General features: G+C 55.7%; 28 protein-coding genes and 1 pseudogene. 17 read left to right on the top strand and 12 right to left on the bottom strand.

What is annotated here, in order from left to right; all coding sequences use genetic code 11:
- Window positions 1–6: 6 nt before the first annotated feature.
- Both D7D48_RS02615 and rsmI read right to left on the bottom strand, forming a co-directional pair.
- Window positions 7–357: a YraN family protein gene (locus D7D48_RS02615; protein ID WP_125229817.1), complete on the bottom strand. Its 351-nt coding sequence runs from the start codon at window positions 355–357 to the stop codon at window positions 7–9.
- On the bottom strand, window positions 354–1,184 hold the full coding sequence (gene rsmI / locus D7D48_RS02610; RefSeq protein ID WP_125229816.1) for a 16S rRNA (cytidine(1402)-2'-O)-methyltransferase: 831 nt from the start codon (window positions 1,182–1,184) through the stop codon (window positions 354–356). The genes D7D48_RS02615 and rsmI overlap by 4 nt, the downstream gene beginning before the upstream one ends.
- A 33-nt stretch (window positions 1,185–1,217) precedes the next feature.
- Between rsmI and D7D48_RS02605 the strand changes: the two genes are divergently transcribed.
- Window positions 1,218–2,378, top strand: coding sequence for a penicillin-binding protein activator (locus tag D7D48_RS02605; RefSeq protein WP_125229815.1), 1,161 nt, complete (start codon window positions 1,218–1,220; stop codon window positions 2,376–2,378).
- Window positions 2,379–2,415: 37 nt separating this feature from the next.
- Here D7D48_RS02605 and def read toward each other — a convergent pair whose 3' ends face one another.
- Together def and recR are read right to left on the bottom strand one after the other, a co-directional pair.
- Window positions 2,416–2,973 (bottom strand): peptide deformylase, encoded by a 558-nt coding sequence (def, locus tag D7D48_RS02600; RefSeq protein WP_125229814.1) that lies wholly within the window; start codon window positions 2,971–2,973, stop codon window positions 2,416–2,418.
- A 31-nt stretch (window positions 2,974–3,004) separates the two neighbouring features.
- Complete coding sequence (gene recR, locus D7D48_RS02595) at window positions 3,005–3,601, bottom strand: recombination mediator RecR (RefSeq protein WP_125229813.1); 597 nt, start codon at window positions 3,599–3,601, stop codon at window positions 3,005–3,007.
- A 42-nt stretch (window positions 3,602–3,643) separates the two neighbouring features.
- Between recR and fmt the strand changes: the two genes are divergently transcribed.
- Together fmt and truA are read left to right on the top strand one after the other, a co-directional pair.
- The gene (fmt, locus tag D7D48_RS02590) at window positions 3,644–4,549 is read left to right on the top strand and encodes a methionyl-tRNA formyltransferase (protein ID WP_125230845.1); all 906 of its coding nucleotides are present in this window, start codon (window positions 3,644–3,646) and stop codon (window positions 4,547–4,549) included.
- Complete coding sequence (gene truA / locus D7D48_RS02585; protein ID WP_125229812.1) at window positions 4,546–5,310, top strand: tRNA pseudouridine(38-40) synthase TruA; 765 nt, start codon at window positions 4,546–4,548, stop codon at window positions 5,308–5,310. The genes fmt and truA overlap by 4 nt, the downstream gene beginning before the upstream one ends.
- Here the strand turns inward: truA and D7D48_RS02580 are convergent.
- A pseudogene (locus D7D48_RS02580) lies at window positions 5,302–5,841 on the bottom strand (methylated-DNA--[protein]-cysteine S-methyltransferase); the annotation flags it as partial. The gene truA and the pseudogene D7D48_RS02580 overlap by 9 nt on opposite strands.
- An 8-nt stretch (window positions 5,842–5,849) precedes the next feature.
- Window positions 5,850–6,527, bottom strand: coding sequence for a dienelactone hydrolase family protein (locus D7D48_RS02575; protein ID WP_125229810.1), 678 nt, complete (start codon window positions 6,525–6,527; stop codon window positions 5,850–5,852).
- A 222-nt stretch (window positions 6,528–6,749) separates the two neighbouring features.
- Between D7D48_RS02575 and D7D48_RS02570 the strand changes: the two genes are divergently transcribed.
- The 5 genes from D7D48_RS02570 to D7D48_RS02550 all read left to right on the top strand — a co-directional run bounded on the left by D7D48_RS02570 (window position 6,750) and on the right by D7D48_RS02550 (window position 11,668).
- Window positions 6,750–7,316, top strand: coding sequence for a F0F1 ATP synthase subunit delta (locus D7D48_RS02570; RefSeq protein WP_125229809.1), 567 nt, complete (start codon window positions 6,750–6,752; stop codon window positions 7,314–7,316).
- Between the two features lie 8 nt (window positions 7,317–7,324).
- Window positions 7,325–8,854: a F0F1 ATP synthase subunit alpha gene (gene atpA, locus D7D48_RS02565; RefSeq protein ID WP_125229808.1), complete on the top strand. Its 1,530-nt coding sequence runs from the start codon at window positions 7,325–7,327 to the stop codon at window positions 8,852–8,854.
- A gap of 84 nt (window positions 8,855–8,938) precedes the next feature.
- Complete coding sequence (locus D7D48_RS02560) at window positions 8,939–9,820, top strand: F0F1 ATP synthase subunit gamma (protein ID WP_125229807.1); 882 nt, start codon at window positions 8,939–8,941, stop codon at window positions 9,818–9,820.
- Between the two features lie 27 nt (window positions 9,821–9,847).
- Window positions 9,848–11,401 (top strand): F0F1 ATP synthase subunit beta, encoded by a 1,554-nt coding sequence (atpD, locus tag D7D48_RS02555; RefSeq protein ID WP_125229806.1) that lies wholly within the window; start codon window positions 9,848–9,850, stop codon window positions 11,399–11,401.
- 6 nt (window positions 11,402–11,407) lie between these two features.
- Window positions 11,408–11,668, top strand: coding sequence for an ATP synthase F1 subunit epsilon (locus D7D48_RS02550; protein ID WP_125229805.1), 261 nt, complete (start codon window positions 11,408–11,410; stop codon window positions 11,666–11,668).
- 24 nt (window positions 11,669–11,692) lie between these two features.
- On the opposite strand, the gene D7D48_RS02545 is transcribed toward D7D48_RS02550, so the two are convergent.
- The gene (locus D7D48_RS02545; RefSeq protein ID WP_125229804.1) at window positions 11,693–12,178 is read right to left on the bottom strand and encodes an SH3 domain-containing protein; all 486 of its coding nucleotides are present in this window, start codon (window positions 12,176–12,178) and stop codon (window positions 11,693–11,695) included.
- A gap of 95 nt (window positions 12,179–12,273) precedes the next feature.
- Between D7D48_RS02545 and D7D48_RS02540 the strand changes: the two genes are divergently transcribed.
- Window positions 12,274–13,272: a 2-hydroxyacid dehydrogenase gene (locus D7D48_RS02540; protein ID WP_245964309.1), complete on the top strand. Its 999-nt coding sequence runs from the start codon at window positions 12,274–12,276 to the stop codon at window positions 13,270–13,272.
- A gap of 112 nt (window positions 13,273–13,384) precedes the next feature.
- Here the strand turns inward: D7D48_RS02540 and D7D48_RS02535 are convergent, their stop codons facing one another.
- Together D7D48_RS02535 and D7D48_RS02530 are read right to left on the bottom strand one after the other, a co-directional pair.
- Window positions 13,385–14,788 carry an NAD(P)H-dependent flavin oxidoreductase gene (locus D7D48_RS02535; RefSeq protein WP_125229803.1) on the bottom strand — a complete coding sequence of 468 codons (1,404 nt, stop codon included), beginning with the start codon at window positions 14,786–14,788 and terminating at the stop codon, window positions 13,385–13,387.
- 74 nt (window positions 14,789–14,862) lie between these two features.
- Window positions 14,863–16,011 (bottom strand): glycosyltransferase family 4 protein, encoded by a 1,149-nt coding sequence (locus D7D48_RS02530; RefSeq protein WP_125229802.1) that lies wholly within the window; start codon window positions 16,009–16,011, stop codon window positions 14,863–14,865.
- A gap of 37 nt (window positions 16,012–16,048) precedes the next feature.
- On the opposite strand from D7D48_RS02530, the gene D7D48_RS02525 reads away from it, so the two are divergent.
- The 6 genes from D7D48_RS02525 to D7D48_RS02500 all read left to right on the top strand — a co-directional run bounded on the left by D7D48_RS02525 (window position 16,049) and on the right by D7D48_RS02500 (window position 21,396).
- A complete protein-coding gene (locus D7D48_RS02525) occupies window positions 16,049–17,440 on the top strand; it encodes a protein adenylyltransferase SelO family protein (protein WP_125229801.1) in 1,392 nt (463 codons plus the stop codon).
- An 87-nt stretch (window positions 17,441–17,527) separates the two neighbouring features.
- A complete protein-coding gene (gene cobA / locus D7D48_RS02520) occupies window positions 17,528–18,295 on the top strand; it encodes a uroporphyrinogen-III C-methyltransferase (protein ID WP_125229800.1) in 768 nt (255 codons plus the stop codon).
- Window positions 18,292–18,588 carry a DUF2849 domain-containing protein gene (locus D7D48_RS02515; RefSeq protein ID WP_125229799.1) on the top strand — a complete coding sequence of 99 codons (297 nt, stop codon included), beginning with the start codon at window positions 18,292–18,294 and terminating at the stop codon, window positions 18,586–18,588. The genes cobA and D7D48_RS02515 overlap by 4 nt, the downstream gene beginning before the upstream one ends.
- A 1-nt stretch (window position 18,589) precedes the next feature.
- Entirely contained in the window at window positions 18,590–20,218 is a 1,629-nt protein-coding gene (locus tag D7D48_RS02510; protein ID WP_125229798.1) for a nitrite/sulfite reductase, read from the top strand.
- Window positions 20,211–20,633, top strand: a complete 423-nt coding sequence (locus tag D7D48_RS02505; protein WP_125229797.1) for a DUF934 domain-containing protein — start codon at window positions 20,211–20,213, stop codon at window positions 20,631–20,633. Before D7D48_RS02510 ends, D7D48_RS02505 begins: the two co-directional genes overlap by 8 nt.
- Entirely contained in the window at window positions 20,626–21,396 is a 771-nt protein-coding gene (locus D7D48_RS02500; protein ID WP_125229796.1) for a phosphoadenylyl-sulfate reductase, read from the top strand. Before D7D48_RS02505 ends, D7D48_RS02500 begins: the two co-directional genes overlap by 8 nt.
- Before the next feature lie 21 nt (window positions 21,397–21,417).
- Here D7D48_RS02500 and D7D48_RS02495 read toward each other — a convergent pair whose 3' ends face one another.
- Window positions 21,418–21,816, bottom strand: a complete 399-nt coding sequence (locus D7D48_RS02495) for an acyl-CoA thioesterase (protein ID WP_425452511.1) — start codon at window positions 21,814–21,816, stop codon at window positions 21,418–21,420.
- 134 nt (window positions 21,817–21,950) lie between these two features.
- Here D7D48_RS02495 and D7D48_RS02490 point away from each other — a divergent pair, with 134 nt between their 5' ends.
- A complete protein-coding gene (locus D7D48_RS02490) occupies window positions 21,951–22,295 on the top strand; it encodes a hypothetical protein (RefSeq protein WP_185739761.1) in 345 nt (114 codons plus the stop codon).
- A 261-nt stretch (window positions 22,296–22,556) separates the two neighbouring features.
- Here D7D48_RS02490 and D7D48_RS02485 read toward each other — a convergent pair whose 3' ends face one another.
- Both D7D48_RS02485 and D7D48_RS02480 read right to left on the bottom strand, forming a co-directional pair.
- Window positions 22,557–23,792: an alpha/beta fold hydrolase gene (locus D7D48_RS02485; protein WP_125229795.1), complete on the bottom strand. Its 1,236-nt coding sequence runs from the start codon at window positions 23,790–23,792 to the stop codon at window positions 22,557–22,559.
- A gap of 78 nt (window positions 23,793–23,870) precedes the next feature.
- Window positions 23,871–24,305 (bottom strand): hotdog fold thioesterase, encoded by a 435-nt coding sequence (locus D7D48_RS02480; RefSeq protein WP_125229794.1) that lies wholly within the window; start codon window positions 24,303–24,305, stop codon window positions 23,871–23,873.
- Window positions 24,306–24,540: 235 nt separating this feature from the next.
- Here D7D48_RS02480 and D7D48_RS02475 point away from each other — a divergent pair, with 235 nt between their 5' ends.
- Window positions 24,541–26,691, top strand: a complete 2,151-nt coding sequence (locus D7D48_RS02475) for an RNA degradosome polyphosphate kinase (protein ID WP_125229793.1) — start codon at window positions 24,541–24,543, stop codon at window positions 26,689–26,691.

Below are 26,691 nucleotides of genomic sequence, written 5' to 3'. Positions count from 1 at the left end.
GAGTTCCTATCCGTGCCAGACATTTGGCAAATGCTTAGGGAAACGCCAAGGCGCAACCATAATCACATCAATCTGCATATTTTCACATTCTTTGCCATATTTGGGCAAGAGAATTTCCGCCGCAGCGGCCACACGGCGCAGCCGACTGGCATCAATCGCCGTGGCAAGATCAGCGGCTTTCGTGCGTGCCTTCACCTCGACAAAGGCGATGCTCTTTCCGCGCCGTACGATTAAGTCGACCTCGCCGCGCGGGGTTTTCACGCGCGCGCCGACGATGCGCCATCCTTTCAGGCGCAGGAACCATGCGGCAATCGCCTCCCCGCGCCGTCCGCGTTTTTCGGCGGCAAGGCGGTTCACTGCGCCTTCAATTCCGTTGCGCGGGCGTAAACGGCATTGCGTTCCAGCCCGAAGCGCTTGGCAATCGCGCCTGCGGCCTTGGCGGCAGACATGGTCTCGAGCGCCTCTTTCAATGCCGCATCGACATCGCCCGTTTCGGTCGCCACATCGTCGGCAGGTGGGCCAATGATGAGGACGATTTCGCCTTTCGGTTCCTGTTCGGCATAACGCGCCGCCAGCTCCGCCGCAGTTCCAGTCACCACCTCTTCAAATTTCTTGGTCAGCTCGCGCGCCACCGCTACTTCGCGGTCGCCATAAGTGTCGGCAATGGCGGCCAAGCTTGCGGCCAGACGTGGGCCGGCTTCGTAAAACACCAATGTCGCCTTGATCTGTCCCAGCTCCATCAATGTTTCGACCCGCGCTTTGGCTTTATTGGGCAGAAAACCTGCAAACAAAAACCGGTCGGTCGGCAGGCCACAGATCGACAAAGCCGCTGTCACGGCACTTGCCCCCGGAATGGTGAACACCGGCACGCCAGCGTCACGGGCTGCACGGACAAGCTTATAGCCGGGGTCGGAGATTAAGGGCGTACCCGCGTCCGACACCAAGGCCACCACACCGCCCCGCGCCGCGGCAACCAAGGAATCGCGCTCGACGCCCCCGCTATGGTCGTTGTAGCGGCGCATTTTCTTTTTAATGCCAAGGTGATGCAGCAATTTGCCGGTGACGCGGCTGTCCTCAACCGCAACGATTTCTGCGGCTTTCAGAAGCTCGATTGCCCTGTGCGATATATCTGCAAGGTTGCCGATGGGGGTCGCAACGACATATAAGCCTGATTCGAAAGTCATCGGAATGTGCAGCTTCTTCCCAAGGAACCCAAAATGAGTGCATCCATTGCCGCAACGCGCGCGCAGCCGCAAGCTTTAGCAGGCCAATTCAAAAAGCTGCTGATATTGGCATCTATCATCCTGCTAGCGGCCTGTAGCACAGTCCCGCGCAATAAGACGCCGCGCGCGGTCGCCGATCCCTCCGACGGCATGCACCGCGTTGCGCTTTTGCTGCCCGTGACTGGCCCTGACGCCGAAGTGGGGCAGTCGATTGCCAATGCAACGGCGTTGGCGCTGGCCGATACCAAAGTTACCAACATCCGCATGGTCACCTATGACACAGCCCTTGGTGTCGCCGCCGCAACGCAGCGCGCGATTGCCGATGGCAACAAAGTTATCTTGGGCCCACTGCGCAGTGACAATGTGATTGAGGTCGCAGAAATTGCCCGTCCAGCCGGCGTGCCGATTATCAGCTTCTCCAACGATGTCGGCGTTGCCGGACAAAATGTGTTCTTGCTCGGCCATTTACCGAACCAGTCGATTGAACGTGTGGTTTTATTTGCCAAATCAAAAGGCATGAATCGCTTTGCTGGCGTGGTATCGTCCAATGTCTACGGACAACGTGCACAATCAAATATCACGACCGCGGTACGCGCAGCCGGCGGCGTTTTGGTTGGCATTCAAGAAACAAACGGGACGGCTGCGTCTGCTGAAGCCGCCGCCCGCCGTCTGGCACAGATGGGCGCTATTGACGCCGTCTTGGTTGCCGATAATGGCCGCGCGGCCATCACAACCGTGCCTGCCTTGCGCCGCGGCGGACTGCGCACGACCAAAATCTTGGGGCCGGATTTGTGGAATATCGATGGGTCGCTGGCGGGCAGTTCTCCCATGTATGGCGCGTGGTTCGCAAGTGTGTCGGACACGCTCTACACGCAATATGCGGCCAAATATCGTGCCCGTTTTGGCACGGCACCCTTGCGCTTGTCGAGCCTTGGCTATGACTCAGTGTTGCTGGTGGCCCGCGTCGCCCGCGACTGGCGTCCGGGGACACGCTTTCCCGTCGCGCAACTGACCGATCCCCAAGGTTTCATTGGTGTTGATGGGGCGTTCCGGTTCAACGCCAATGGCCTGACCGACCGTATGTTGGAGGTGCAGGAAATTCAGGCGGGCAAGTTTGTAACGATCAGCCCCGCGCCGTCCCAGTTCGCAAAATAACGACACCCCGCTTAGGGCGGGGTTTCAATTTACCGTATCAGTGGCGGCAATCGGGCCCATGGACATGACCGCCGCCCATTTTGCGGGCTTTCTCGATCTTCTTCAACACCATCTGACGCTTTAGCCGCGACAGATGGTCGATGAACAATATACCTTCCAGATGGTCCATTTCATGCTGCAAACATGTCGCCATCAGGCCAGTCATTGTTTCTTCATGCACCTTGCCGTCTAAATCCTGCCAACGGGCGCGGATTTGGGCTGGACGCTCAACTTCGGCATATTGGTCGGGAACTGATAAGCAACCTTCATTATACAGGCTATGTTCGCTGGACGGGTCGAGGATTTCAGGGTTCACGAACACGCGCGGGTTGCGCACAGGTTCTTCACCTTCGGCTTCCTCTTCCTGCAAGTCGATCACCAACAAGCGCTTGGGCACGCCCACTTGAATGGCCGCCAAGCCAATGCCGGGCGCGGCATACATGGTCTCGATCATGTCATTGACGAGCGTTTTCAAATCGTCGTCAAAGCTCTCGACAGGTTTCGAGATGGTTTTCAGCCGCGGATCGGGCACTTCAAGAATAGGTAATATGGCCATGGGTCGCAGATAGGGACGGTTTTTGGATAAATCAACCGACGGGTCGTCGTGCGCGCAATGCTTGCGCCAAAGTGCCGTCGTCAAGATAATCAAGCTCCCCGCCCACTGGCACGCCATGCGCCAATTGGGTCAAGCGGATAGGGAACTGCTCCAGCCGCTCGGCCAGATAATGCGCCGTTGTCTGCCCCTCAAGCGTGGCGTTCATCGCCAACACCACCTCATCAATGCCGCCATGGGCAATGCGGTTGACCAATCCGTCAATATTCAAATCCTCTGGCCGGACACCATCGAGCGCCGACAAGCGGCCGCCCAGAACATGATATTTTCCGGGGAAAAGCCGCGAGCGGTCCAGCGCCCATAGATCGGATACATCCTCCACCACGCAAATTGATCGGATGTCGCGGCGCGGGTCGACGCAAATGCCGCATGGATTGCCAGTGTCGATATTGCCACAGGTGCTGCAGACAACGAGCCTTTGCTCTACATTCTGCAGCGCACGCAATAACGGCTGCAAAACGCTCTCACGCTTTTTCATCAGGTGCAACACGACACGGCGGGCCGAACGGGGGCCAAGCCCCGGTAGCTTCGACAATGCTTGTGCCAGTGCGTCTATTTCTTGCGATGCCATGCGCTGGGTCTTAGGGGGCTTTTGAACAAAGGAAAAGTGACGATGCGTCTTGCCTTCATGGGAACCCCAGAATTTGCCGTGCCAACGCTCGATGCGTTGGTGGCGGCTGGGCATGATGTGGTCGCGGTCTATACGCAGCCACCCCGCCCTGCCAATCGCGGCAAAAAACTGACCCCCTCCGCCGTGCAACAACGCGCCGAGGAACTGGGCCTAAGCGTGCGATGCCCTTTGTCGCTGCGTCAGGCAGAGGCACAGGCTGATTTCGCGGCACTGAGCGTCGATGTTGCTATCGTTGCGGCCTATGGCCTCATATTGCCGCCAGCGGTCTTGGAGGCGCCTAAGCATGGCTGCCTGAATGTCCATGGCTCATTGCTGCCCCGTTGGCGTGGCGCTGCACCCGTGCAACGCTCAATTTTGGCTGGCGATGCCACCACGGGCGTCATGGTTATGCAGATGGAGGCTGGTCTGGATACAGGCCCTGTCCGCGCAACCACGGAAATCGAAATCGGTCACAAGACAACGGGCGTGCTGACCATGGAGCTGGCCGAGCTTGGCGCGGAACTGATGGTTCGGGTTTTGACGGATTTAGGCGCCTTTCCCTGCGCCGCGCAACCGGACGAAGGCGTCACTTATGCTGCCAAGATTGACAAGGCCGAAACGAAGCTGGATTTTTCCCAATCCGCCGAAGCCGTCGAACGCCAAATCCGTGCGTTCAACCCCGCACCCGGCGCATGGTTCGCATTTGAAGGTGAAAGATATCGGGTATTGGCCGCCGACATCATCGCAACCCACGGCGCGGCAGGCCAGATTATCGACGACCAACTCACCATCGCCTGTGGCGTTCATGCCATTCGCCCAACGCTCATCCAACGTGCCGGCAAACCGGCGATGCCCACCGCAGACCTGTTGCGCGGCAAGGCCATTCCCGCTGGGACAATATTGTCATGACACGCTTTGCGCTGACCATCGAATTTGACGGCGGCCCGTATATGGGCTGGCAATGGCAGGACCATGGCCCCTCGGTGCAAGGGGCAATCGAAGAAGCGATATTCAAAACCACCGGCGAAAAAACTTTGGTCTACAGCGCTGGTCGCACCGATGCAGGGGTCCATGCGTTAGGCATGCGCGCGCATGTCGATATCGAAAAAGGCCTATCCGCCTTCCGTTTGATGGAGGCCATGAATGCCCATTTGCGTCCGCACCCCATCGCGATATTGGCGTGCGAAGCGGTCGCCGATGACTGGCATGCGCGTTATAGCTGCATTGGCCGGTCTTATGAATATCGCATCCTCAACCGCCGCGCCTCCCTAACTTTGGAAAAAGGTCGCGTCTGGCGCGTCGGACCGGAGCTGGATGCCGATGCGATGCATGACGCCGCGCAGATACTTGTCGGCCTGCACGATTTTACGACCTTCCGTTCCACCGCGTGCCAATCCGCCAGCCCCGTCAAGACGCTCGACCGCCTGAATGTGCGGAGAGAGGGGCAGCATGTCATTATCGAGGCAGCGGCCTTGTCCTTCCTGCACCATCAAGTGCGGTCTATGGTCGGATGCCTTGTCGCTGTCGGGCTTGGACGCTGGACAGCCGCAGATCTAAAGGCGGCGCTAGATGCCGCCGACCGCTCGGCTCTGGCGGAAAATGCGCCACCCGAAGGACTCTATTTCGTACGGGCGTTATATCCTGAAGAAACGCTCGCTGGCCTAAGCTGAAAACAAACCGCCCTGCCCGCTTTCCCACGCCAACAGACGGCGCTTGCGATCCAACCCATAAGCATAGCCGCCAAGGCCGCCATCGGACCGGATAACACGGTGGCAGGGAATAAGCACCGAGACAGGGTTTGCACCATTGGCCGTGCCCGCCGCGCGCACTGCATCAGGCTTTCCAACCGCCACGGCGATTTCGGCATAATTGCGCGTTTCGCCCGCCGGTATTTGCTGCAACGCTTGCCACACGGCCATTTGGAAATCAGTGCCGCCGACATCCAAGGGCAATTGGGGCATCTGCTTTGGGTTTTGAATGGCGAAGACCGCACCGTCGATGAGCGCCGAGAGCGAACCGCCCTTACTCAGCAGGGTCGCATTCGGAAAGCGGCGCGTTAGGACGCTTTCATTTTCGTCAAACGACAGGCGGCAAATTCCCTTATCGGTCGCGGCCAGCAACATCGCGCCAAGCACAGTTTCAGCCACTGCCCAATATATGGACACGCCTGCGCCACCGTTAATCCAAGCGCTTGGTGTCATAGCCGCATTCATCCACCGCAGGCTTGAAACAGGGCAAGTGTCCGTTCCCGCGCCAAATCGGCGCTGGCTTCATGATAATCCTTGCGCCGGTCGGAATTGAACCCGTGATTGGCATCATAAACGAATATCTGCGCGGTCGGATGGGCTTTTTCAATGAGGGCTTCAACGCCCTCCATCGGTATGCCCGCGTCATAGCGTCCGAAATGGGCAATCGTCGCGCATTTGGGGGGGTTGTCAGCATAGACTGTCGGAACGAGACTACCATAATAACAACTGGCGGCGGCGAGATCATCGCTAATCCCCGCAGCGGCCCAAGCGACAGAGCCGCCATAGCAATAGCCTGTGATAAACACCTTCCCCTTATCCTTCAGCGCATTGATGCAGACCATTGCATCATCGAGCGACTGTACAAACGGGTGCAGTTCGCGCGCCAGCTCCACGGCACGATTATAGTCGGGACCCGTATAATCCGCCTCAAATCCCGGATGCTCACGGTCAAAAATGGCGGGTGACAATACTTCATAACCATCGGCAGCATATTCGTCGCACAATTCGCGGATATGGTCGGTCACGCCAAATATTTCCTGTACCAAAACGAGGCCGCCGCGCCGTGCCCCCTCGGCTTCGGCATGATAGACGGCGATTTCTGCGCCATCCGACATTGTCATGCGAATCATTTTGCCCATTGCGCGCTCTCCATTGCCATCCTGAACTTGTTTCAGGAAAACGCCCTAACGCGGTTTGTTCTCTCGAAACAAGTTCAGGATAACGATTGGGTTGAAACAAGCAACAATCGCCATCTTGCATCGCAACAAAACCCCTGCTAGGCGCGGCGCGACGCCAGCAAGGGGTAACCCTTCAGTGCGCTCGGCAAGTTTTTTCAGTCTCACATTTTAGGAATTCGACGCGTGGATCATTCCGGCGGCACAAGCGCTAATATTCAAGCCAGTCTTGCTGGCCGTTACGCGACGGCATTGTTTGAACTGGCCCGCGACGCGAAGGCGATCGATGCCGTTGAAAAGAGCATGCAGGCGATTGCCAAAGCGGTGAGCGAATCGGCTGATCTAAAAGCACTCACAACGAATCCTGTTCTCAGCCGGAACGATGCCAAAAAAGCTATCGCCGCGGTGGCAAAAGCGATGAAGCTTGATGCACTGACTGCAAAGACATTGGGCGTGCTCGCCGACAACCGCCGCTTGAATGAAACGGCCTCCGTTGCCCGCGCGTTTTCAACGCTTGCTGCGGCGCATCGTGGTGAAGTTACAGCCGAAGTGACCTCCGCCCATGCGCTCAGCGCAGCGCAGACCAAGGCATTATTGGCAACGCTTAAAACACGCGTCGGCAGCACCGTCGCCATCCAGACCAAAGTCGATCCGTCACTTCTTGGCGGGCTCACCGTAAAAATCGGTAGCCAGATGATCGACAACTCCATCAAAACCCGTTTGAACACCCTCGCTAACGCGATGAAAGGCTAAGTAGCAACATGGATATCCGCGCCGCAGAAATTTCCAAGGTCATTAAGGACCAGATCGCCAATTTCGGCACCGAAGCTCAGGTTTCGGAAGTCGGCAGCGTTTTGTCGGTTGGTGACGGTATTGCCCGTATTCACGGCCTCGATAATGTGCAGGCTGGTGAAATGGTCGAATTCGCCAATGGTATTCAGGGCATGGCGCTGAACTTGGAAGCCGACAATGTCGGTGTTGTTATTTTCGGTTCGGACAGCGAAATCCGTGAAGGCGACGTTGTAAAGCGTACCGGCACGATTGTGGACGTTCCAGTCGGCAAGGAATTGCTTGGCCGCGTTGTTGACGGTCTTGGCAACCCCATCGATGGCAAGGGCCCATTGAAGACCACGCAGCGCAGCCGCGTTGAAGTCAAAGCGCCAGGCATCATCCCGCGCCAATCGGTTTCGGAGCCTGTGCAAACGGGCCTTAAGGCGCTTGATGCCCTCGTGCCTGTTGGTCGTGGTCAGCGCGAATTAATCATTGGTGACCGTCAAACGGGTAAGACCGCTGTCGCTATCGACACCTTCATCAACCAGAAGGAAGTCAACAAGGGTACCGACGAATCGAAGAAGCTTTACTGCATCTATGTAGCCGTCGGTCAGAAGCGTTCCACTGTTGCGCAGATCGTCCGCGCATTGGAAGAACAAGGCGCGATGGAATATTCCATCGTTGTTGCGGCAACCGCTTCGGAGCCTGCACCGCTTCAGTATCTTGCGCCTTACACCGGCGTTGCGATGGGTGAATTTTTCCGCGACAACGGCATGCACGCTGTCATCGTATATGACGATTTGTCGAAGCAAGCAGTGGCCTATCGCCAAATGTCCTTGCTGCTGCGTCGTCCTCCAGGCCGCGAAGCCTATCCTGGCGACGTTTTCTATCTCCACAGCCGTTTGTTGGAGCGCGCCGCGAAGATGTCCGACGCCAATGGCGGTGGTTCATTGACCGCATTGCCAATCATTGAAACACAGGCAGGTGACGTTTCGGCCTATATTCCAACCAACGTGATTTCGATCACCGACGGTCAAATCTTCTTGGAAACCGACTTGTTCTTCCAAGGCATCCGTCCTGCGATTAACGTGGGTCTGTCGGTGAGCCGCGTTGGTTCGGCAGCACAGACAAAGGCGATGAAGAAAGTTTCGGGCTCGATTAAGCTTGAGCTTGCACAATATCGCGAAATGGCTGCATTCGCGCAGTTCGGTTCCGACCTTGATGCTTCAACGCAAAAGCTTTTGAACCGTGGTGCACGTTTGACCGAATTGTTGAAGCAGAAGCAATTCTCGCCGCTTCCATTCGAAGAGCAAACCGCGTCGATTTTTGCAGGCACCAACGGTTATCTTGATGGCATTCCCGTCACAGACGTGACCCGCTACGAAGAATCGATGCTGGCCGACTTGCGCGCCAACCATGCTGGTATCTTGAAGACCATCCGCGACAGCCGCGACTTCAGCGACGACAGCAAGAAGGCGCTGATGGCCGCACTCGATACTTTCACAAAGAATTTCGCGTAACAATCACCCGTCATGCTGAACGTGTTTCAGCATCTTAATAAAGTCTCTGAAACACGTTCAGAGTGACGGCAAAGGGAAGAATAGATGGCGTCTCTTAAGGCCCTCAAAATACGGATCAACTCGGTCAAATCGACCCAGAAGATCACCAAGGCGATGAAAATGGTCGCCGCTGCGAAGCTGCGTCGGGCAACCGAAGCGGCCGAAGCATCGCGTCCTTATGCCGAACGGCTTGAGGCAGTGGTGTCAAGCATCGCGTCGAAGGTATCTGTTGGTCCACAATCGCCAAAGCTGCTTGCAGGCTCAGGCAAGAATGACGTGCATTTGTTCGTTGTCGCTACCAGCGACAAGGGCCTTGCCGGCGCATTCAACACCAACATCGTCCGTCTCGCCCGCCGTCAGGCAGAGGCGTTGAAGGCCGAAGGCAAGACCGTCAAATTTTACACCATCGGGAAAAAAGGCCGCGATCAGCTCAGCCGGACTTTCCGTGGCGATATCATCCACAGCATTGAACCCGGCGATCTGGGCAAGCTCAGCTTTGCCGATGTGCAAGCATGGGGCGAAGATCTGACTGCGCGTTTTGAAGCTGGCGAATTTGACGTCGCACATCTGTTCTTCAGCAAATTTGTGACCGTGCTAACGCAAGAACCAACGCAGATTCAATTGATGCCCGTCGCGGTAACCGCTGGTGAAGGCGACGCGGCTGGCCTGTCCGCCACGGTGGAATATGAACCCGACGAGGAAGAAATTCTCGCTGAATTACTGCCACGCAATGTAGCTGTTCAGTTGCTGCGCGCGAACCGTGAAAATGCGGCATCGGAGCAAGGTTCAAAAATGACAGCTATGGACAATGCAACGCGCAACGCGGGTGACATGATCAACAAGCTGACCATTCAATATAACCGCACGCGCCAAGCGGCGATTACCACTGAACTTATCGAAATTATTGCGGGCGCCGAAGCGCTCTAACGACATCCAAAGGCAAGGAAGAAACACATGGCTACCGCCCCTAAAAAGACCGCCGCTCCAAAGGCTGCTGCCCCTAAGGCTAAAGCGCCTGCACGCAAGGCCCCTGCCCCTAAGGCGGGTTCAGGTCAGACCGCAACCAATGTCGTTGGCGCAACTGGCCGCATTAGCCAGATCATCGGCGCTGTTGTCGACGTAACCTTCACTGGCCAATTGCCATCGATTTTGTCGGCGCTTGAAACCGACAATAACGGTAACCGCTTGGTCCTCGAAGTGGCGCAGCATCTCGGCGAAAACACCGTTCGCACTATCGCGATGGACGCGACCGAAGGCCTTACCCGTGGTCAGCCAGTGCGTGACACCGGCGCGCAGATTTCTGTGCCTGTTGGCCCCATGACCCTTGGCCGCATCATGAACGTGATTGGTGAGCCAATTGACGAACGTGGCCCCGTTGGCGCTGCAAAGTCCAACCCGATCCACGCAGAAGCGCCTTTGTTCACCGACCAGTCGACCGAAGCCGAAATTCTCGTCACCGGTATTAAGGTTATCGACTTGCTCGCACCTTATGCAAAGGGCGGCAAAATCGGTCTGTTCGGCGGTGCCGGCGTTGGTAAGACCGTTCTTATTCAAGAACTGATCAACAACATTGCAAAGGGCCATGGCGGCGTTTCGGTGTTTGCTGGCGTGGGTGAGCGTACCCGCGAAGGTAACGACCTCTATCACGAATTCCTCGACGCTGGCGTTATCGCCAAGGATGCCGACGGCAACCCAACCCCAGAAGGTTCGAAGGTTGCATTGGTCTTCGGTCAAATGAACGAGCCTCCCGGTGCCCGTGCACGCGTTGCGCTTTCGGGTCTGACCATGGCGGAGTATTTCCGCGATGAAGAAGGCCAGGACGTTCTGTTCTTCGTCGACAACATCTTCCGCTTCACACAGGCTGGTTCGGAAGTGTCCGCACTTTTGGGCCGTATTCCTTCGGCTGTGGGTTATCAGCCAACGCTGGCAACCGACATGGGCCAGTTGCAGGAGCGTATTACCTCGACCACAAAGGGTTCGATTACCTCGGTTCAGGCCATTTATGTTCCCGCAGATGACTTGACCGACCCTGCACCAGCAACGTCATTTGCCCACTTGGACGCAACGACCACGTTGAACCGTGCGATTTCGGAGCTTGGCATTTATCCAGCCGTTGACCCGCTTGACTCGGTCAGCCGCGTTTTGACACCAGCCGTTGTTGGCCAAGAGCATTATGACACCGCCCGCCGCGTTCAGGAAACGCTGCAAAAGTATAAGTCGCTGCAAGACATTATCGCGATTTTGGGCATGGACGAATTGTCAGAAGACGACAAATTGACCGTTACCCGCGCGCGTAAGATCCAGCGTTTCTTGTCGCAACCTTTCCACGTTGCAGAAGTCTTCACCGGTATTTCCGGCAAGTTCGTTCAGGTCGAAGACACTGTGAAGTCGTTCAAGGCAGTTGTGGATGGCGAGTATGACCATCTTCCAGAAGCCGCCTTCTACATGGTTGGCGGTATCGAAGAAGCAGTTGCAAAGGCAGCCAAAATGGCTGCGGAAGCGGCGTAAGCCATTATGGCGCTCCACTTCGAACTGGTAACACCTGAGAAGCTCTATCGCTCGGACGACGTCTATATGGTCGTCGTTCCGGGCACTGAGGGCGATTTCGGCGTGTTAGAGGGCCACAGCCCAATGATGAGCACGCTACGCAACGATGCGGCGCTGGAGATTTACAAAACGCAAGGCGCAACGCCGGAGCGCCTGATGATCGCAGGTGGTTTTGCTGAAGTGAACGCAAGCGGCCTAACGGTGCTGGCAGAACGCGTCGAAGCTTAAGCTTCGCGCGTTTGTGGCGCGTATTTACAGCGCCTCATCGCCCCAGATACGGGACCTTTCGATATAGCCGTACCGCCCATTGGTTTCAAAACGGCAATATCCCTTTTCGCATTCATCGATAACGCCAACAACACCGGGTTCAACGCGCCATGAAATATGCGCGTTCGCTTGCGGCGAGTCCCGCAACGCGCCAATGTCTTTACCAATGACGATTGCGGTTTGCTTAGGGCTAAGCAACCGCACGTGCAGCCAGCCTTGGTCGCCATCAGGGTCTTGAACCTTACGCCAGACGCTGTGGACCGCGACAACCTTCACCGGCAAATTTTGTCTTTTGTAAACCCATGTAACGGGGAATTCTGTGCTGGGTCCTGTGCGCATGCGGGCTTCAGGCTTCTGAATAGATGCCCAATAAGGCGGCTGGCGCTGCGCTTGTCCAACGGCAGACGCGGCCCCCAAAAGCGCGAGCGCCACTGCGCCATAACGCACGATCGATTTATTCTGAATAGCCATATTATTTACCATCGTTTTCATCTTATACGGCAAGCGTTGCGGCGAGCGCAACCATCCTGTCTTGACCTTATCGCGAATTCCGCTTTAGTCAGTCTATGCCAGAACTTAGCCGCATCGAACGTCCATCCATCCGCGTGACACGCAGTTTACTGCCAGCGGTTGAAAAACGCATGGCGGAGTTGTTCGACGCCCGCTTCAATACCGATGATAGCCCATTAAGCCGTGACGCCTTGGTCGCTGCCATGGCTGATTGCGACGTGCTGGTGCCAACGGTCACAGACAGCATTGATGCAGATATCATCGCTGCCGCCCCGCCCCGGCTTAAGCTCATCGCCAGCTATGGCGCAGGGGTTAACCATATCGATCTGGCCGCCGCAAAGGCAAAGGGCATTATGGTCACCAACACGCCAGGGGTTTTCACGGACGATACCGCAGACCTGACTATGGCGCTTATCCTCAACGTCCCCCGCCGTCTGGGTGAGGGGCAGCGTGTCATGCGCAACGGCGAATGGCGCGGCTGGAGCCCGACGGGTATGCTGGGTCACCGTATTGGTGGGAAGACTTTGGGTATCATCGGCCTTGGCCGGATTGGGGAAGCTGTGGCCGTGCGTGCCAAAGCCTTTGGTCTCAACATCATTTACAACAAGCGCGACCGCTTGCCCGCAAGTGTCGAGGATGAATTGGGCATCGTCTTTGAACCAGACATTGATCGGCTCGTGGCGCGGTCGGACATTATCAGCCTGCATTGCCCGTTAACGGCAGAAACCGATAAAATCATCAACGCCAACCGCATCGCGCAGATGAAAGCGGATGCCTATATCATCAACAGTTCGCGCGGAGAGTTGATTGACGAGGACGCGTTAATTGACGCCTTGGAAAACGGTCGCATCGCCGGCGCTGGGCTCGACGTATATACGCATGAGCCTGCGGTGGACTCACGGCTATTCAACATCCCCAATGTCGTGTTGCTGCCCCATTTGGGTAGCGCGACCTTTGAAGGGCGAGAAGCATCAGGCGCGCGCGTGATTACCAACATCCGTATGTGGGCAGACGGCCACAGACCGCCAGATCAAGTTTTGGAAGGTTGGCAATAATGCGGCCTGTGTTGCACAACCTTCGATAACTGAGGCATAATCAAACAGAATAAAAACCTCGGCCGCAGAAATTACGGCTCGAGAGTCAATATCCGGCACATGCGAAATGGCGTCAATCGCCCGTCAGCAGACGATCCATCAATTGCTGCACCGTCGGGACAAAGCCGTTAGAATAAAACGGATCTTTTCCGAACAGATAGGCGCTGTGTCCGGCAAACATCAGATTTTCATCAATCGGCGCGCCATGTGCGATGTTCTGCAGCGCCTTTTGAATGCAAAAGCTGCGCGGGTCGGCAAGACGGCCAGTGGAGTTATTGTCATGGTCCTTCCACGACGAAAAACCGCAATGCGATAAGCAGCCCATGCAGTCCTTTTGATCCTTCCGGATAACTTCGCCGGAGGATGGCGTCACGAACACAAGCGTGTTGTCAGGCGTTTTTAGCGCAACGGTAAATCCGCGCGCATCCCATTCGCGTGCCTTCATCAGGTCAGCTTGGGTAACCCAGAAATTCTTACCCTTCACGCCTACATCCAGTTGCGCTGTGTGTTCCGCGTCGGCGGCCTGCACATAAGGAATTTGACGTTCCGAACGCGACTGAAGCTCCAACAGGAACGGATTGATGACCGCGCTGGAGTAAAAACCCGTGGGCGAAAATTGATGCAATAATACGCCGTCTTCTGGAATTTTCGTAAGCGCGTCTTTCCAGCCCGCTGGAATGGGGCTTTCCTGCGTCAACAATGGGCGTGTGCCCAATTGAAATGCAATCTGCCCCAGTTCGGGGTTATCAATCCAGTCGTTCCAGTCGCGCAAGAACCAAACACCGCCGGCCATGACAATCGGCACATCATCCGAAATACCTTCAACGCGCATGACATCGCGCAGGGCCTTCACGCGCGGATAGGGATCTTCGGGGCTGCGCGGGTCTTCGGCATTGGACAGGCCATTGTGACCGCCGGCCAACCACGGGTCTTCATAGACAACCGCACCCAACCATTCCGGCACCTTGTGATAGGCACGCTTCCACAACGCGCGGAAGGCACGGGCGGAGCTTACAATCGGTAGATAATAGACGCCATATTGCGCCGCGATTTCGGATAGCTTGTATGGCATACCCGCGCCGCAGGTAACGCCTGTCACCATGCCCTTGGTTGCTTCCAATATGCCGTGCAAGATGCGCTGTGCACCGCCCATTTCCCACAACACGTTGATGTTAATAGCGCCACGTCCATTGGACATTTCATGCGCAAGCTTCACCTGCGCGATGCCGCCGCGAATGCCATATTCGACAAGTTCCTCATGCCGTTCGGCACGCGTTTTACCAAGGAAGACTTGCGGAATCATCTCGCCATTTTCATCATAGCTGTCGGCATTTACGGCAGAGACTGTGCCGATGCCGCCGGCCGCAGCCCATGCGCCAGAACTTGCATGATTGGTTGCCGCAACACCCTTGCCGCCTTCGACCAATGGCCATACTTCGCGGCCACCATAGATAATGGGTTTCAGACCCTTGAACACAAATATTACCCCTAAAAACTCTTGTCTAAAGCACTGTGCAACGCGCTTCTAACGGTCGGCGCTATCGCAAATGGTCAGCTTTGTCGCGCAAAATCGGCACGTTTCATGGCAGAACCATAAAGCTGCCGATAGCGCGCGAACATCGTATCCTCATCATATTGAGAACATGCCAAAATACGGTTCGCAGTGGCCAATGTTGCACGAAGCGCCGCATCTTTTGCCAAGCTATTGATAGCCGACGCCAGCGCGTCCTCATCATCACGTGCAACGATAAATGGCCTGTTCTCACGCGATACGATATTACGGACATCGCCCACATCTGTCGCCACAATTGGCAGCGCGCTAGTCATCGCTTCAACCAGTGAAATGGGATATTGTTCGCTATCCGACGACAGCGCAAAAATGTCGAAAAGCCGAATATAGCGGGCAGGATCACGCAAATATCCAGGCATCATGACGCGGTCAGCGATACCGAGCCGTGTTGCCTCTGCCATGATGACATCACGATCCGGCCCTTCACCCACAATGGCAAGCCGGATATTCGCGTCCGCCGCTGCGACCGCACGCAGCAGACGGGGTAAATTCTTGACGCTACGCAAGTCGGCAATCGTACCGACGATAATTTCGCCGTCACGCTTTTGGAAACCCGGGAAGGACCCACGCTGCGGACGACGGTTATAATGTTCGGTATCAATACCATTGGGGAAGCGCGCGATTTTCTCCAGCGGCTGATGCCAGAAAGTACGCGCAATATGCTCAAGCGTTTTGGATGGCACAACAAGGGCGTCAGCCCGTTGCAGCGCAATAGTGCGGAACCAATTGCGGTGCCATTTCAGCCTATCCACTTCATCCTGCTCAAACCCGTCTTCATGATGGATCAATGGCGGCAATTTCATGCCGCGCGTGAACAAGGTATGCGCCATAACCCCATCCATCGCGCCGAAATTGTAACTCAGCACGAGGTGAAATTTCTTCATATATGCGGCCAAACGGCGATAGCGGGCCATGTTCGGCGTGCCGCCGAGCGCGGGCGCTGCGTCTTTGGGGAAGCTCATTTTGACGCGCCGGTCTAAGGCGTCCGCCGCGCCAAAGGCGTCATGAACCGCAGACAAAAGCGTATGTTCGGCTTGATTGCCAAAATGATTCATCAAGCGAACTGTGCGTAATTGCGCGTCACCTAAATCAAAGCTGCTATGCAAATGTAGGATGCGAACCGCCGCCATACTTGCCTTTCCCTTATGCACCGCCCAGATGCGTTAGATGATTATGAAACCTTTCGCTTCCCTCTACCGCCCTGATCCACAAATCGCCAGTCTTGGCGCAAAAATGGGTGACGCCGTGCGACCTGCGCATTTTCCGAAAACAATCTTGCGCTTTCGTAATGATCGTTGGGCGGCAACAGTCGGGCTAGCGGACTATGATGACACCGCCTGGGTCCGCCACTTTGGCCGCTTTGATCCATTGCCCGACAATATGCCCGAACCACTGGCTTTGCGTTATCATGGCCACCAGTTTCGCGTGTATAATCCCGACATTGGCGATGGTCGCGGTTTCCTGTTTGCGCAAATGCGCGATGGCGACGGCCGCTTGCTTGACCTCGCGACCAAGGGGTCGGGAACCACCCCCTACAGCCGCCGTGGCGATGGCCGCCTGACGCTTAAAGGTGGGGTGCGCGAAATATTGGCCACGGAAATGCTGGAGGCTTTGGGCGTCAACACCTCCAAAACATTTTCCATCATTGAAACCGGCGAAGAATTGATACGCGGCGATGAACCCTCCCCCACACGATCGGCGGTGATGGTCCGGTTGAGCCATAGCCATATCCGCATTGGCAGTTTTCAGCGCGTCGCTGCCGAGGGCGATACCGAATTCATGCAACAGCTCATCGCTTATTGCCTGACGCAACTTTACGATGTTGCCCTAACGGAAAATCCTGCGGCACAATTGCTTGGACTGGCGGTGGAACGGGTCGCTGACCTTGCCGCATCCTATATGGTCGCGGGCTTTGTCCATGGCGTGCTTAACACCGACAATATCAATATCACCGGTGAGAGTTTCGATTATGGGCCTTGGCGCTTCACCGAATATTGGGACCCGCAATTCACCGCAGCTTATTTTGACGAGTCTGGCCTTTACGCCTTTGGCAGACAGGCCGAGGCGCTGCATTGGAACTTGGGGCAGTTGGCGGTGGCGCTGCGTCTAGTGTCTGACGCGCCGCCATTGATTGCCGCGCTGGAGCGTTTTCCGGCCCTGTATCAACAGGCCGTCATACGGCGCTTTCTGTGGCGCTTGGGCGTGGCGTCACGCGGAGAGGCATTGGACCGGCAACTGGTCGAGGCTGCAGAACGCACAATGGCGCGGGAGAAAATCGCCATCGATCAATTCTTCTACCTTTATCGTCATTGTAATGCGAACGCAGGCGACGCCACCGGCGAATATGAATCCGCTTTTGCCGCTTTGTTGCGCGATTACGCGCCTGTGGAGGGGAACCGGCACGCCTATTGGTCGAAAGGCGCGATCTGTTCGATGTTGATCCATGAGGTCGAAGATATCTGGCAGGCCATATCCGAAAAGGATGACTGGGAACCGATACAGAGCAAAATCCATGCTATTCGCGAAATGGGGCAAGCCCATATGACGCCGAATTTGTAACGGCACAATGAGACGCTAAAGTTCTTCTAAGCCTTGGCCAACTTATCCTGATTTGATGCTGGCGGCACAATTGCCCATTACAGCAGGATGGAACAAGCACGCGTATATTTGGTGGGCGCTGGCCCCGGTGACCCCGAATTGCTGACCGTGAAAGCGGTACGGTTGATTTCGTCCGCGGACGTTGTGGTGCATGACGGCCTAGTGGATGACGCGATAATGGCGCTCATCAATCCCGCCGCACGGCTGATTTCTGTCGCCAAAAGCCGTTCACGCCATTCGGTGCCGCAGAACGGCATCAACGATATTCTCGTCCGTGAGGCGCAGGCCGGTCATAAGGTCGTGCGGTTAAAAGGCGGCGACCCGTTTATTTTCGGACGTGGCGGTGAAGAGGCCGAGGCCTGCCACGATGCGGGCATTGATGTGGAGGTTGTTCCCGGCATATCTGCCGCGATGGGCGGGGCAGCTGCGACAATGTTACCGCTGACCCACCGTGATGCCGCCAGCGCGGTGACTTTCGTCGCTGGCCAATGCAAGGGCCTGACAGACCAGAATTGGGCGGGCCTTGCGGGTAAAGGCCGCACTTTGGTCATTTACATGGGTATCGCAACAGCGGCGGACATTACCGAAAAGCTTATTAGCGATGGCCTGTCGCCCGACACGCCCGTCGCTGTGCTGGAGCGCGCGACACGGCCCAATGCCCGCGCGATGCGTACTATTTTAACCGACCTAGGCGACATGATCGCGCGCGAAGGCGTGATGTCGCCCGCCATCATCATTGTCGGCGATGTCGTCCTGAAATCTGATGCCGAAGATCGTTTGTACCATTTTGCCAAACAGGCGGAGAAAATTGCGTGAAATTACTGACGGGAAATGATTTGGTGTCTGGCGCTGTCACATGGTGGACGGGCAATGGCTGGTCCATCCATGTCGAAGATGCCGCCGATGTTGGCGAACAGGGCGAGGCGATACTCCACGCCGAAGAAGGCGCACGCCGCGTCAACGCGCCTTATATCATTGATGCGCTGCCAACCGAAAATGGCCCGCGCCCAGCGCATATCAAGGACCGCATTCGCGCGCTGGGACCAACCGTCCGCACGGACCTCACACTCAAGCCTGCCGATCCTGCGGCTGGTGATTGGATAATCTGACATGTATAAATATGACAATTATGACCAAGCTATGGTGGACGCGCGCGTCGCCGAATTTCGTGACCAAATAAATCGCCGCATTGCAGGTGAAATGACGGAAGACCAGTTCAAACCCTTGCGGTTGATGAACGGCCTCTATCTCCAATTGCATGCCTATATGCTGCGCGTTGCCATTCCTTATGGCACGCTCGATTCACGGCAAATGCGCATGCTCGCGCATATCGCGCGCAAATATGACCGCGATTACGGCCATTTCACCACGCGCCAGAATATTCAGTATAACTGGATCAAGCTGGAGGATTGTGCCGACATATTAGAAGAACTGGCCACCGTTGAGATGCATGCCATTCAGACAAGCGGCAACTGCATCCGCAACATTTCGTCCGATCAATATGCGGGCGCTGCGGCCGACGAAGTCACCGACCCGCGTCCTTGGGCGGAATTGCTGCGCCAATGGTCAACCTTCCATCCGGAATTCAGCTATCTGCCCCGCAAGTTCAAAATCGCGGTGATTGCGTCATCGGAAGACCGAGCTGCGATGCGCTTGCACGACATCGGACTGGAACTTGTCCGCCAAGATGGCGAACTGGGCGCGCGCGTCTTTGTCGGTGGCGGCATGGGCCGCACGCCCATGATCGCGCCCGAGATCAACCCGTTCGTCAAGGCAGACGATCTGTTGAGTTATCTTGAGGCCTGCCTGCGTGTATACAACCGCTACGGGCGGCGGGACAATATGTACAAGGCGCGGATCAAGATCCTGATTCATGAAATCGGCGCGGACGAATACCGCCGTCAAGTGGCCGAGGAATTCGCGCATGTGAAAACCTTGGGCATTGATCCGCCTTTGGCTGAACTGGAACGCATCAGCGCCTTTTTTGCGCCGCCAGCTTATGATGCCGCAAATGTAGAACCGGACCGCAATGATCTCGATTTTGCCCTATGGCTTGACCAAAATGTGAAGCCGCACAAGCAAGCGGGTTACGCGATCGTCAACATCAGTTTGAAGCCTATTGGCGGTATCCCTGGCGATGCGACATCAAAGCAAATTGACATCATGGCTGACCTCGCGGAAAAATACAGCTTTGACGAATTGCGCGTCACCCATGCGCAGAATATCGTGTTGCCTTATGTCGCAAAGCGCGACCTTTATGCCGTGTGGCAGGCCTTGCGCGATGCCGAATTGGCCGATGCCAATCTTGACCTGATTAGCGATATCATAGCCTGCCCTGGCCTTGATTATTGCAGCCTTGCCAATGCCCGTTCGATCCCCGTCGCGCAGAAAATTGCGACACGTTTTGCCGACATGGACCGGCAGCGTGATCTAGGCGAGCTGAAGCTTAAAATTTCAGGCTGCATCAACGCCTGCGGCCATCATCATGCCGGACATATCGGCATATTGGGCGTCGATAAAAAAGGCGTGGAAAATTACCAGCTGACCTTTGGTGGCTCTGGCGCTGAAGACGTCAGCATCGGGAAAATCATTGGCCCCGGCTTTGACGAAGACGGCGTTGTCGATGCGGTGGAAAAGGCGACCGAGGTCTATAAGGCACTGCGGCAGGGTGATGAACGCTTCGTCGACACCTATCGCCGTGTCGGCCTCGAACCCTTTAAGGAGGCGATTTATGGTTGAGTTTCGTTACCGCACCGATGAAGTGACGGAACAACCGTCGGTCACGCTGGATGCGTTTCTGGACCAATCCAATGCCACCGCTGTTAGGTTGGAACCGGATGATGATGCACGGGCCTTAATTCCTTTTCTCGACCGGTTAACGTTGATCGAGGTGGCCTTCCCCAAATTTCGCGATGGACGGGGCTATAGCGCCGCCCGCATATTGCGGGAGGCTGGGTATCAAGGCGAATTGCGTGCGCAAGGTGACGTTTTGGTTGACCAGATTGCATATATGCGCCGCTGCGGCTTTGACAGCTTCGCACCCGAAGCCTCGTTAAACCCCGAGGCGGTCGCCCGTGCGCTCGCGAATTATGACCATGCCTATCAAGGGGCCGCCGATAGCGTTGTACCTATTTGGAAGCTACGGCATGGATAATATGGTCCGCATCGCTGATCGTATCAACACCGCCCCGCGATATACAGACGGCGACGCAGTGCGCCTGAATAACATGTTCCGGGGCCGTGATACGGTCGAGATGCTGACTATCTTGTTGCGCGAAAATATGTTGGGCGATGCCGCTGTGGTCTCCAGCTTCGGCGCTGAAAGCGCGGTATTACTCCACCTCATTGCAAGCATTGATCCGACATTACCTGTCTTGTTCTTAGACACAGGCAAGCATTTTCCCGAGACGATAGATTATCGGGAAGCGCTCCGGTCGAAGCTCGGTTTGTTGGATTTACGCATCCTGACGCCCGACCCTATTTTGCTCCAACAAAAGGATGCAACGGGCCTACGTTGGTCTTATGACCCCGATGGCTGCTGTGACATCCGCAAAGTTCTGCCGCTGAATGCCGCATTGGCCGGTTTTGATGCGCAGTTTACCGGACGTAAGGCGTTTCAATCGTCCACACGCCGCGCCCTGCCCCGTTTTGAGGTTAAAAATGGCCGTTTGAAGGTCAACCCGCTCGCCGATTGGGACCAAACCAAGATCGACGCTTATATGGCCGAACACAGCTTGCCCGCGCATCCCTTGGTACAGCTTGGTTATCCATCCATCGGCTGCTCCCCCTGCACCACCAAAGTCGCGCCGGGCGAAGACCCGCGCTCGGGCCGTTGGAAGGGCTGGGACAAGGTGGAATGTGGGATACACAATGCCGTGACGCCAATTGGCGATGGCGCGGACGACCCTATTTTCTAATCCTCGCCGTTTCGGGCAAGATTATTTCGGGAAAAAATATGCCTGCACATCGGCCGCAATCCTTGCAGGCCGTAACGTTTTTGCGTCAATGCAGCACCAGCTCGACTTGACCTCGGCAAGAACATCCTCGCCACGCTTGATCACCGTTTCGTAAAATGAACGCGCGCCCAGCACCTTTTCAAGCACCACCGATGCAATCACCTCGTCATTCAAAAATGCTGGTTTGCGGTAGGTAATCTCATGCTTGAGCGCGACCCACAGATATTTCGCAGCCGCCTCTGGCGGGGCAAGCTTGTTCCAATGCGCCAAGACCGCCTCTTGCACCCAGTTCAGGTAGCGCGCATTGTTCACATGCCCCATGAAGTCGATGTCAGACGGCAGTACGCCGATAGGATGAAAGTGGGATAGTGCTTTGGTCACGATTATTCCAACATAATGCTGATTCTGGAAATTACAGTCCATTTACGTCAAAAAAATGAATCTATTGTGTTATAAACGCGCTCAATCGATAATCGCGTCACTTGCGGGACGGCCCACCCTGCCCCACATTATCGATGATGACAAAAACTGTCGCAAAATCCTGGAGCAAATCCAACGCCTTTCGTTGGTGTATGCTGATATTGGGTTGGTTGATATTGTTAGGCGCACCTTTGCTTGGTCCGGTTCCTGGACCAGGCCCGCTGATCCTTTTACCCATCGGACTGGCGCTGATTCTCAAAAACTCCTTATGGGCAAAGAAGCGTTATGCCCGTCTTGCGCGGCATCATCCCGAATATGCGGATTGGGCTAATTGGGCACTGCGGCGCAGCAAAGTGTCACATAAGCCGCCCTTTCCCGACGTTAAAGGCGATTTCCTGCACCTGTTCCGCCGCGACGACATTGACATGAAAATGCCTTAGGGTCAGGGCCACTTAAATACACCTTCGCGGCGTCAAAATGGCAAAGATATCGAGGTAAAATGTCCGCCGCAGGCTGTTATTTTGCCTGCAAGGGCATTTTGTTTCGAGATCGTAGCCATTTTGGCGTCCTTCGGATTTGACCCATATTGTCCATTGCCACGTTGGCAAGCTTGGACTTAGAACCACTAAGCCCTGCGCTTACCGTCTTGCACTGAACAAAATGGCCTCAAACCGTGAAGGTGGATTTAAGTGGTCCTGACCCTAAGTAAAGTGCAAGCGGCGGTATTTGCCGCGGAAGTAGAGCAATGGGTCACGGCGCGGTTCAAAGCTCGCTTTTTCCACGCGACCGACCAAGATGAAATGGTCACCCGCCTCATGCAATGCATGGCGCTTACATTCAAATATGCCAAGTGAGCTCGGCAAAATCGGTGCGCCATATTCGCCCACTTCCCAACGCGTTCCGGCAAAGCGATCCTCGCTTTTGCCAGCGAACAGATTGGAGACAGGCTGCTGCCCGATTTGCAGAACATTGACGGCAAAATCGTCAATGCCGCGCAAAACCTCTGCGCTGCCGGAAGCATTGGCGATGCACACCAGCAATAATGGCGGGTCGAGCGACACGCTGGTAAAGCTATTGGCGGTTAAGCCAACAGGCCGTCCATCAGGTGCATGCGCGGTGATGATGGTGACACCGGTCGCAAAACAGCCCATCGCATCCCGCAATGTCCGCGCGTCGGATCCGGAACGATATTCCGGAATGAAGCGCGGTTGCTTGCGTTCCAAAAAGTCAATGAGCACACCGTTAAATGCCTCTGCCCGTTCGGCCACGATCAACAAACCGCCGCCATCGACGTCAATCGCCTCTACATTGGGAAGGCTGTCCACAAATGCGGGCTGTGCCGCATCCGGGTCAACTTGGCCTAAGGCACCACGAATAATCAACGACGGCAGGCCAATATGCGCCGCAGCCTCCGACAGCGCGTCGCCCGCGCCATGTGTGTCGAAAGCCGCAAATATCGCATTGTCATAATCGGCGTGGTTTAAGCCTTGCCCAAGCGCGGCTGACATACGGTCTGCCTCTGCACGCACCGCCTGTGCATCATGGTCCGCGGGCGGATCGACGAAAATCAGGCCCGATGCCAAGGTCGCGGCATCTTCAGCCAAGGCCATGGTCGCAATCCATGCGCTGTGGGATGCCGCAACAACCACAGGGCGTGTGCGCATTTGGCCCAGAACGGCGCGCAAATCTTCGACATAAGCGGTAAAATCATACCGACCATCGGACGGCCATTCGCTGCCGCCATGACCGCGCAGATCGACATTGATAACATGGCGTCCGGCTTGTTCCAAACCAATGGCGACATCTTCCCACACTTTGCGAGTCTGGCCAAAACCATGCAGCAGGACAATGGACGGATCATCGGCGGACCCGATATCGTCGGCCTCCAGCCTGATGCCTGCAAAGCCCTTAAATTCTCTTACATAACGTAGCGACATTCGCCTCAACCCCAAATTCTGTCTAACGGTGTCATATTATGGCCACCCGTGCCCGCTTACTGTCTTTTACGCAATAAATTATGCGCGGTCGGTAGAAATAACCGCCATCGTAATACGTGAGATGCAGACCAGCTTTCCTGCCTCATCCTCTATCCGGATTGACCAGATTTGTGTCGTGCGGCCAATCGATTCCGACGTTGCTGTGGCAAAGACAAAGCCGTCCTTAACGGGGCGAATATGGTTGGCGTTAATTTCCATGCCCACGGTCGCAAACTTGCTGGGATCCACCGTCATCGCCGCTGCGGTGGATCCCACGCTTTCGGCCAAGACCACCGACGCCCCGCCGTGCAACCGCCCATAAGGTTGCTTTGTGCGGGCATCCACAGGCATCCGCGCTGTAATCCAATTGTCCCCATAATCGACAAATTCAATGCCGACAAAACCGGGCATGCAATTCGCACCACTCGCAGTCAGTGCCGCAAGATCAAGCTTTTCGTGAAACCATACAGTCATGTAATCATCATGCGCGAAGCAACAGAAACTGTCTAGGGTCAGGACCACATAAATTCACCTTTTGGCTTTAGACCACAAAGTTGGATTCACCTGACCTTAAAGCCGATGCTGCAATATGTTCGACAACAACAATAACATTTACGCAACAATGCTGTTACAGTTAGCGTTTCTGCTGCCGTAAATATGTAATGTTTCCATGGCACCGCGCCTGAGCTGTTGAAGAAGGAATTTTTTCGTGAAGTCCGTGCCAAGCCCAAGCAGATTGAAAGCCCACAAAACGCCGTCGGATGCGCGCTATTTCAACCGTGAGCTGTCGTGGTTAAAATTTAATGAGCGCGTGTTGGAAGAAGCATCCAACCCCGCGCATCCATTGCTGGAGCGCCTGCGCTTTCTATCGATTTCGGGGACGAACTTGGATGAATTTTTCATGGTTCGTGTGGCTGGCCTGCGCGGGCAGCAGCAACGGAAAATCGAGGAACTATCGATTGATGGCCGCACAGCGTCCGAACAGCTTGCCGACACCGTCGCCGCGGCTGACCGGCTCATGATCCAGCAACAGAAATTGTGGCGCAAGCTGATGGGCGAATTGGCCAAAGCGGGCATTAAAATCATCGAGCCTTCGGCGATTGCCAAAAGCCACCAAGCTGCGGTTAGCAAATATTTCCGCGAGCAGATCTTACCCGTGCTGACCCCGCAAGCGCTTGACCCTGCCCATCCTTTTCCCTTCATCCCCAATCAGGGCCTTAGCCTCATTTTCGATATGCGCCGCAAGGATGATGGCGAAGTTGTAAGGCAATTGGTCTTAATTCCCCAATCGCTGGCCCGCTTTGTCCGGCTACCCGGTCCCGGCACGCGTTTTGTGACTATAGAGGCGTTGATCAAGCATTTCGTCGGACAAATGTTTCCCGATTATCGGCTCATCGCGGCTGGCGCGTTCCGCATTATCCGCGACAGCGATATCGAAGTGGAGGAAGAGGCCGAAGACCTTGTCCGTTATTTCCGTAGCGCGATTAAACGCCGCCGTCGCGGGCGGATTATCCGGCTAAAGCTGGAAAAAGGCCTACCCAATGAATTGGCGGCATTGATCCGCTCCGAACTTGGCGCAGGCGCGTCCATTGTTGTCGAAACCGTTGGCTTTTTGGGTATTGGCGATTTGAGCCAATTGGTGGATGAAGACCGCCCCACCCTTAAATTCCCTCCTTATTCCCCGCGCTTTCCCGAACGGATTATGGAACATGATGGCGATTGTTTTTCGGCGATCAGCCAAAAAGACATCGTCATCCACCACCCCTATGAAAGCTTCGACGTCGTGCTCGCCTTCTTGCAACAAGCCGCACTCGACCCGGACGTTGTCGCCATCAAACAGACATTATATCGCGCCGGCAAACAGTCCGCCGTCATCCGCGCCTTGTGTGAGGCCGCAGAAGCCGGAAAATCGGTCACCGCAATTGTCGAACTGAAAGCGCGGTTTGACGAAGAACAAAACCTCCATTGGGCGTCGCAATTGGAAAATTCCGGCGTTCAGGTCGTCTACGGCTTTGTAGATATGAAGACGCACGCAAAAATTTCCTTGGTCGTCCGGCGGGAGGCGGATGGGTTCCGCACATATTGCCATTTGGGCACGGGGAATTATCACCCTATCACCGCCAAAGTATATACCGACATCAGCTTCTTCACCGCCGACCCGCGCGTCGGCCATGATGCCGGACAGATTTTCAATTATATCACCGGCTATATTCCGCCATCGGAACTCAAACTGTTGACCATGAGCCCGCTTGGCCTGCGCGAAAAAATCATGTCTTTAATTGACGATGAAATCGCCCATGTTGCCGCTGGGCGGCCCGGCGCAATTTGGGCCAAGCTCAACTCGCTGGTGGATAAAGCGGTCATCGACAAATTATATGAGGCAAGCGAAGCTGGTGTGGAAATCGACCTTGTCGTGCGTGGTATTTGTTGTTTGCGCCCCGGTGTGAAGGGCATGTCTTCGCGCATCAGGGTGAAATCGGTCGTCGGCCGCTTCTTGGAACATAGCCGCATCTGGGCGATGGGCAATGGCGCGGATTTACCCAATCGTGAGGCGAAGGTTTTCATCTCCTCGGCCGACTGGATGTCGCGCAATTTCGACCGCCGCGTCGAATATATGCTACCGATTGAGAACCCGACCGTGCATGATCAGATCCTGGATCAGGTTATGGTTGCAAACCTGCTCGACAACCAGCAAAGCTGGATGCTGCGTTCGGACGGACGCTATGAAAGGGTAAAAGCGGGTAGCATGCCATTTAATCTGCATCATTATTTCATGACAAATGCGTCGCTTTCGGGACGTGGCGGCGCGCTCGCAGATGACAAGAAGGTTCCAACTTTGAGCCTTGTCCGACAAAGATGA

It is taken from the genome of Sphingorhabdus wooponensis (assembly GCF_003933235.1).
In the GTDB taxonomy this organism is placed as follows: domain Bacteria; phylum Pseudomonadota; class Alphaproteobacteria; order Sphingomonadales; family Sphingomonadaceae; genus Sphingorhabdus_B; species Sphingorhabdus_B wooponensis.
Note: the sequence above shows the minus strand (reverse complement) of the source record. Positions and strands in the feature narration are given on the sequence as shown.

Excerpts from the sequence above, each read along its gene's own strand:
- rsmI (WP_125229816.1), bottom strand. The coding sequence starts at position 1,184 with ATGACTTTCGAATCAGGCTTATATGTCGTTGCGACCCCCATCGGCAAC.
- D7D48_RS02605 (WP_125229815.1), top strand. The coding sequence starts at position 1,218 with ATGAGTGCATCCATTGCCGCAACGCGCGCGCAGCCGCAAGCTTTAGCA.
- def (WP_125229814.1), bottom strand. The coding sequence starts at position 2,973 with ATGGCCATATTACCTATTCTTGAAGTGCCCGATCCGCGGCTGAAAACC.
- recR (WP_125229813.1), bottom strand. The coding sequence starts at position 3,601 with ATGGCATCGCAAGAAATAGACGCACTGGCACAAGCATTGTCGAAGCTA.
- fmt (WP_125230845.1), top strand. The coding sequence starts at position 3,644 with ATGCGTCTTGCCTTCATGGGAACCCCAGAATTTGCCGTGCCAACGCTC.
- truA (WP_125229812.1), top strand. The coding sequence starts at position 4,546 with ATGACACGCTTTGCGCTGACCATCGAATTTGACGGCGGCCCGTATATG.
- D7D48_RS02575 (WP_125229810.1), bottom strand. The coding sequence starts at position 6,527 with ATGGGCAAAATGATTCGCATGACAATGTCGGATGGCGCAGAAATCGCC.
- atpA (WP_125229808.1), top strand. The coding sequence starts at position 7,325 with ATGGATATCCGCGCCGCAGAAATTTCCAAGGTCATTAAGGACCAGATC.
- D7D48_RS02560 (WP_125229807.1), top strand. The coding sequence starts at position 8,939 with ATGGCGTCTCTTAAGGCCCTCAAAATACGGATCAACTCGGTCAAATCG.
- atpD (WP_125229806.1), top strand. The coding sequence starts at position 9,848 with ATGGCTACCGCCCCTAAAAAGACCGCCGCTCCAAAGGCTGCTGCCCCT.
- D7D48_RS02550 (WP_125229805.1), top strand. The coding sequence starts at position 11,408 with ATGGCGCTCCACTTCGAACTGGTAACACCTGAGAAGCTCTATCGCTCG.
- D7D48_RS02545 (WP_125229804.1), bottom strand. The coding sequence starts at position 12,178 with ATGGCTATTCAGAATAAATCGATCGTGCGTTATGGCGCAGTGGCGCTC.
- D7D48_RS02540 (WP_245964309.1), top strand. The coding sequence starts at position 12,274 with ATGCCAGAACTTAGCCGCATCGAACGTCCATCCATCCGCGTGACACGC.
- D7D48_RS02530 (WP_125229802.1), bottom strand. The coding sequence starts at position 16,011 with ATGGCGGCGGTTCGCATCCTACATTTGCATAGCAGCTTTGATTTAGGT.
- D7D48_RS02525 (WP_125229801.1), top strand. The coding sequence starts at position 16,049 with ATGATTATGAAACCTTTCGCTTCCCTCTACCGCCCTGATCCACAAATC.
- cobA (WP_125229800.1), top strand. The coding sequence starts at position 17,528 with ATGGAACAAGCACGCGTATATTTGGTGGGCGCTGGCCCCGGTGACCCC.
- D7D48_RS02510 (WP_125229798.1), top strand. The coding sequence starts at position 18,590 with ATGTATAAATATGACAATTATGACCAAGCTATGGTGGACGCGCGCGTC.
- D7D48_RS02505 (WP_125229797.1), top strand. The coding sequence starts at position 20,211 with ATGGTTGAGTTTCGTTACCGCACCGATGAAGTGACGGAACAACCGTCG.
- D7D48_RS02500 (WP_125229796.1), top strand. The coding sequence starts at position 20,626 with ATGGATAATATGGTCCGCATCGCTGATCGTATCAACACCGCCCCGCGA.
- D7D48_RS02490 (WP_185739761.1), top strand. The coding sequence starts at position 21,951 with ATGATGACAAAAACTGTCGCAAAATCCTGGAGCAAATCCAACGCCTTT.
- D7D48_RS02485 (WP_125229795.1), bottom strand. The coding sequence starts at position 23,792 with ATGTCGCTACGTTATGTAAGAGAATTTAAGGGCTTTGCAGGCATCAGG.
- D7D48_RS02480 (WP_125229794.1), bottom strand. The coding sequence starts at position 24,305 with ATGACTGTATGGTTTCACGAAAAGCTTGATCTTGCGGCACTGACTGCG.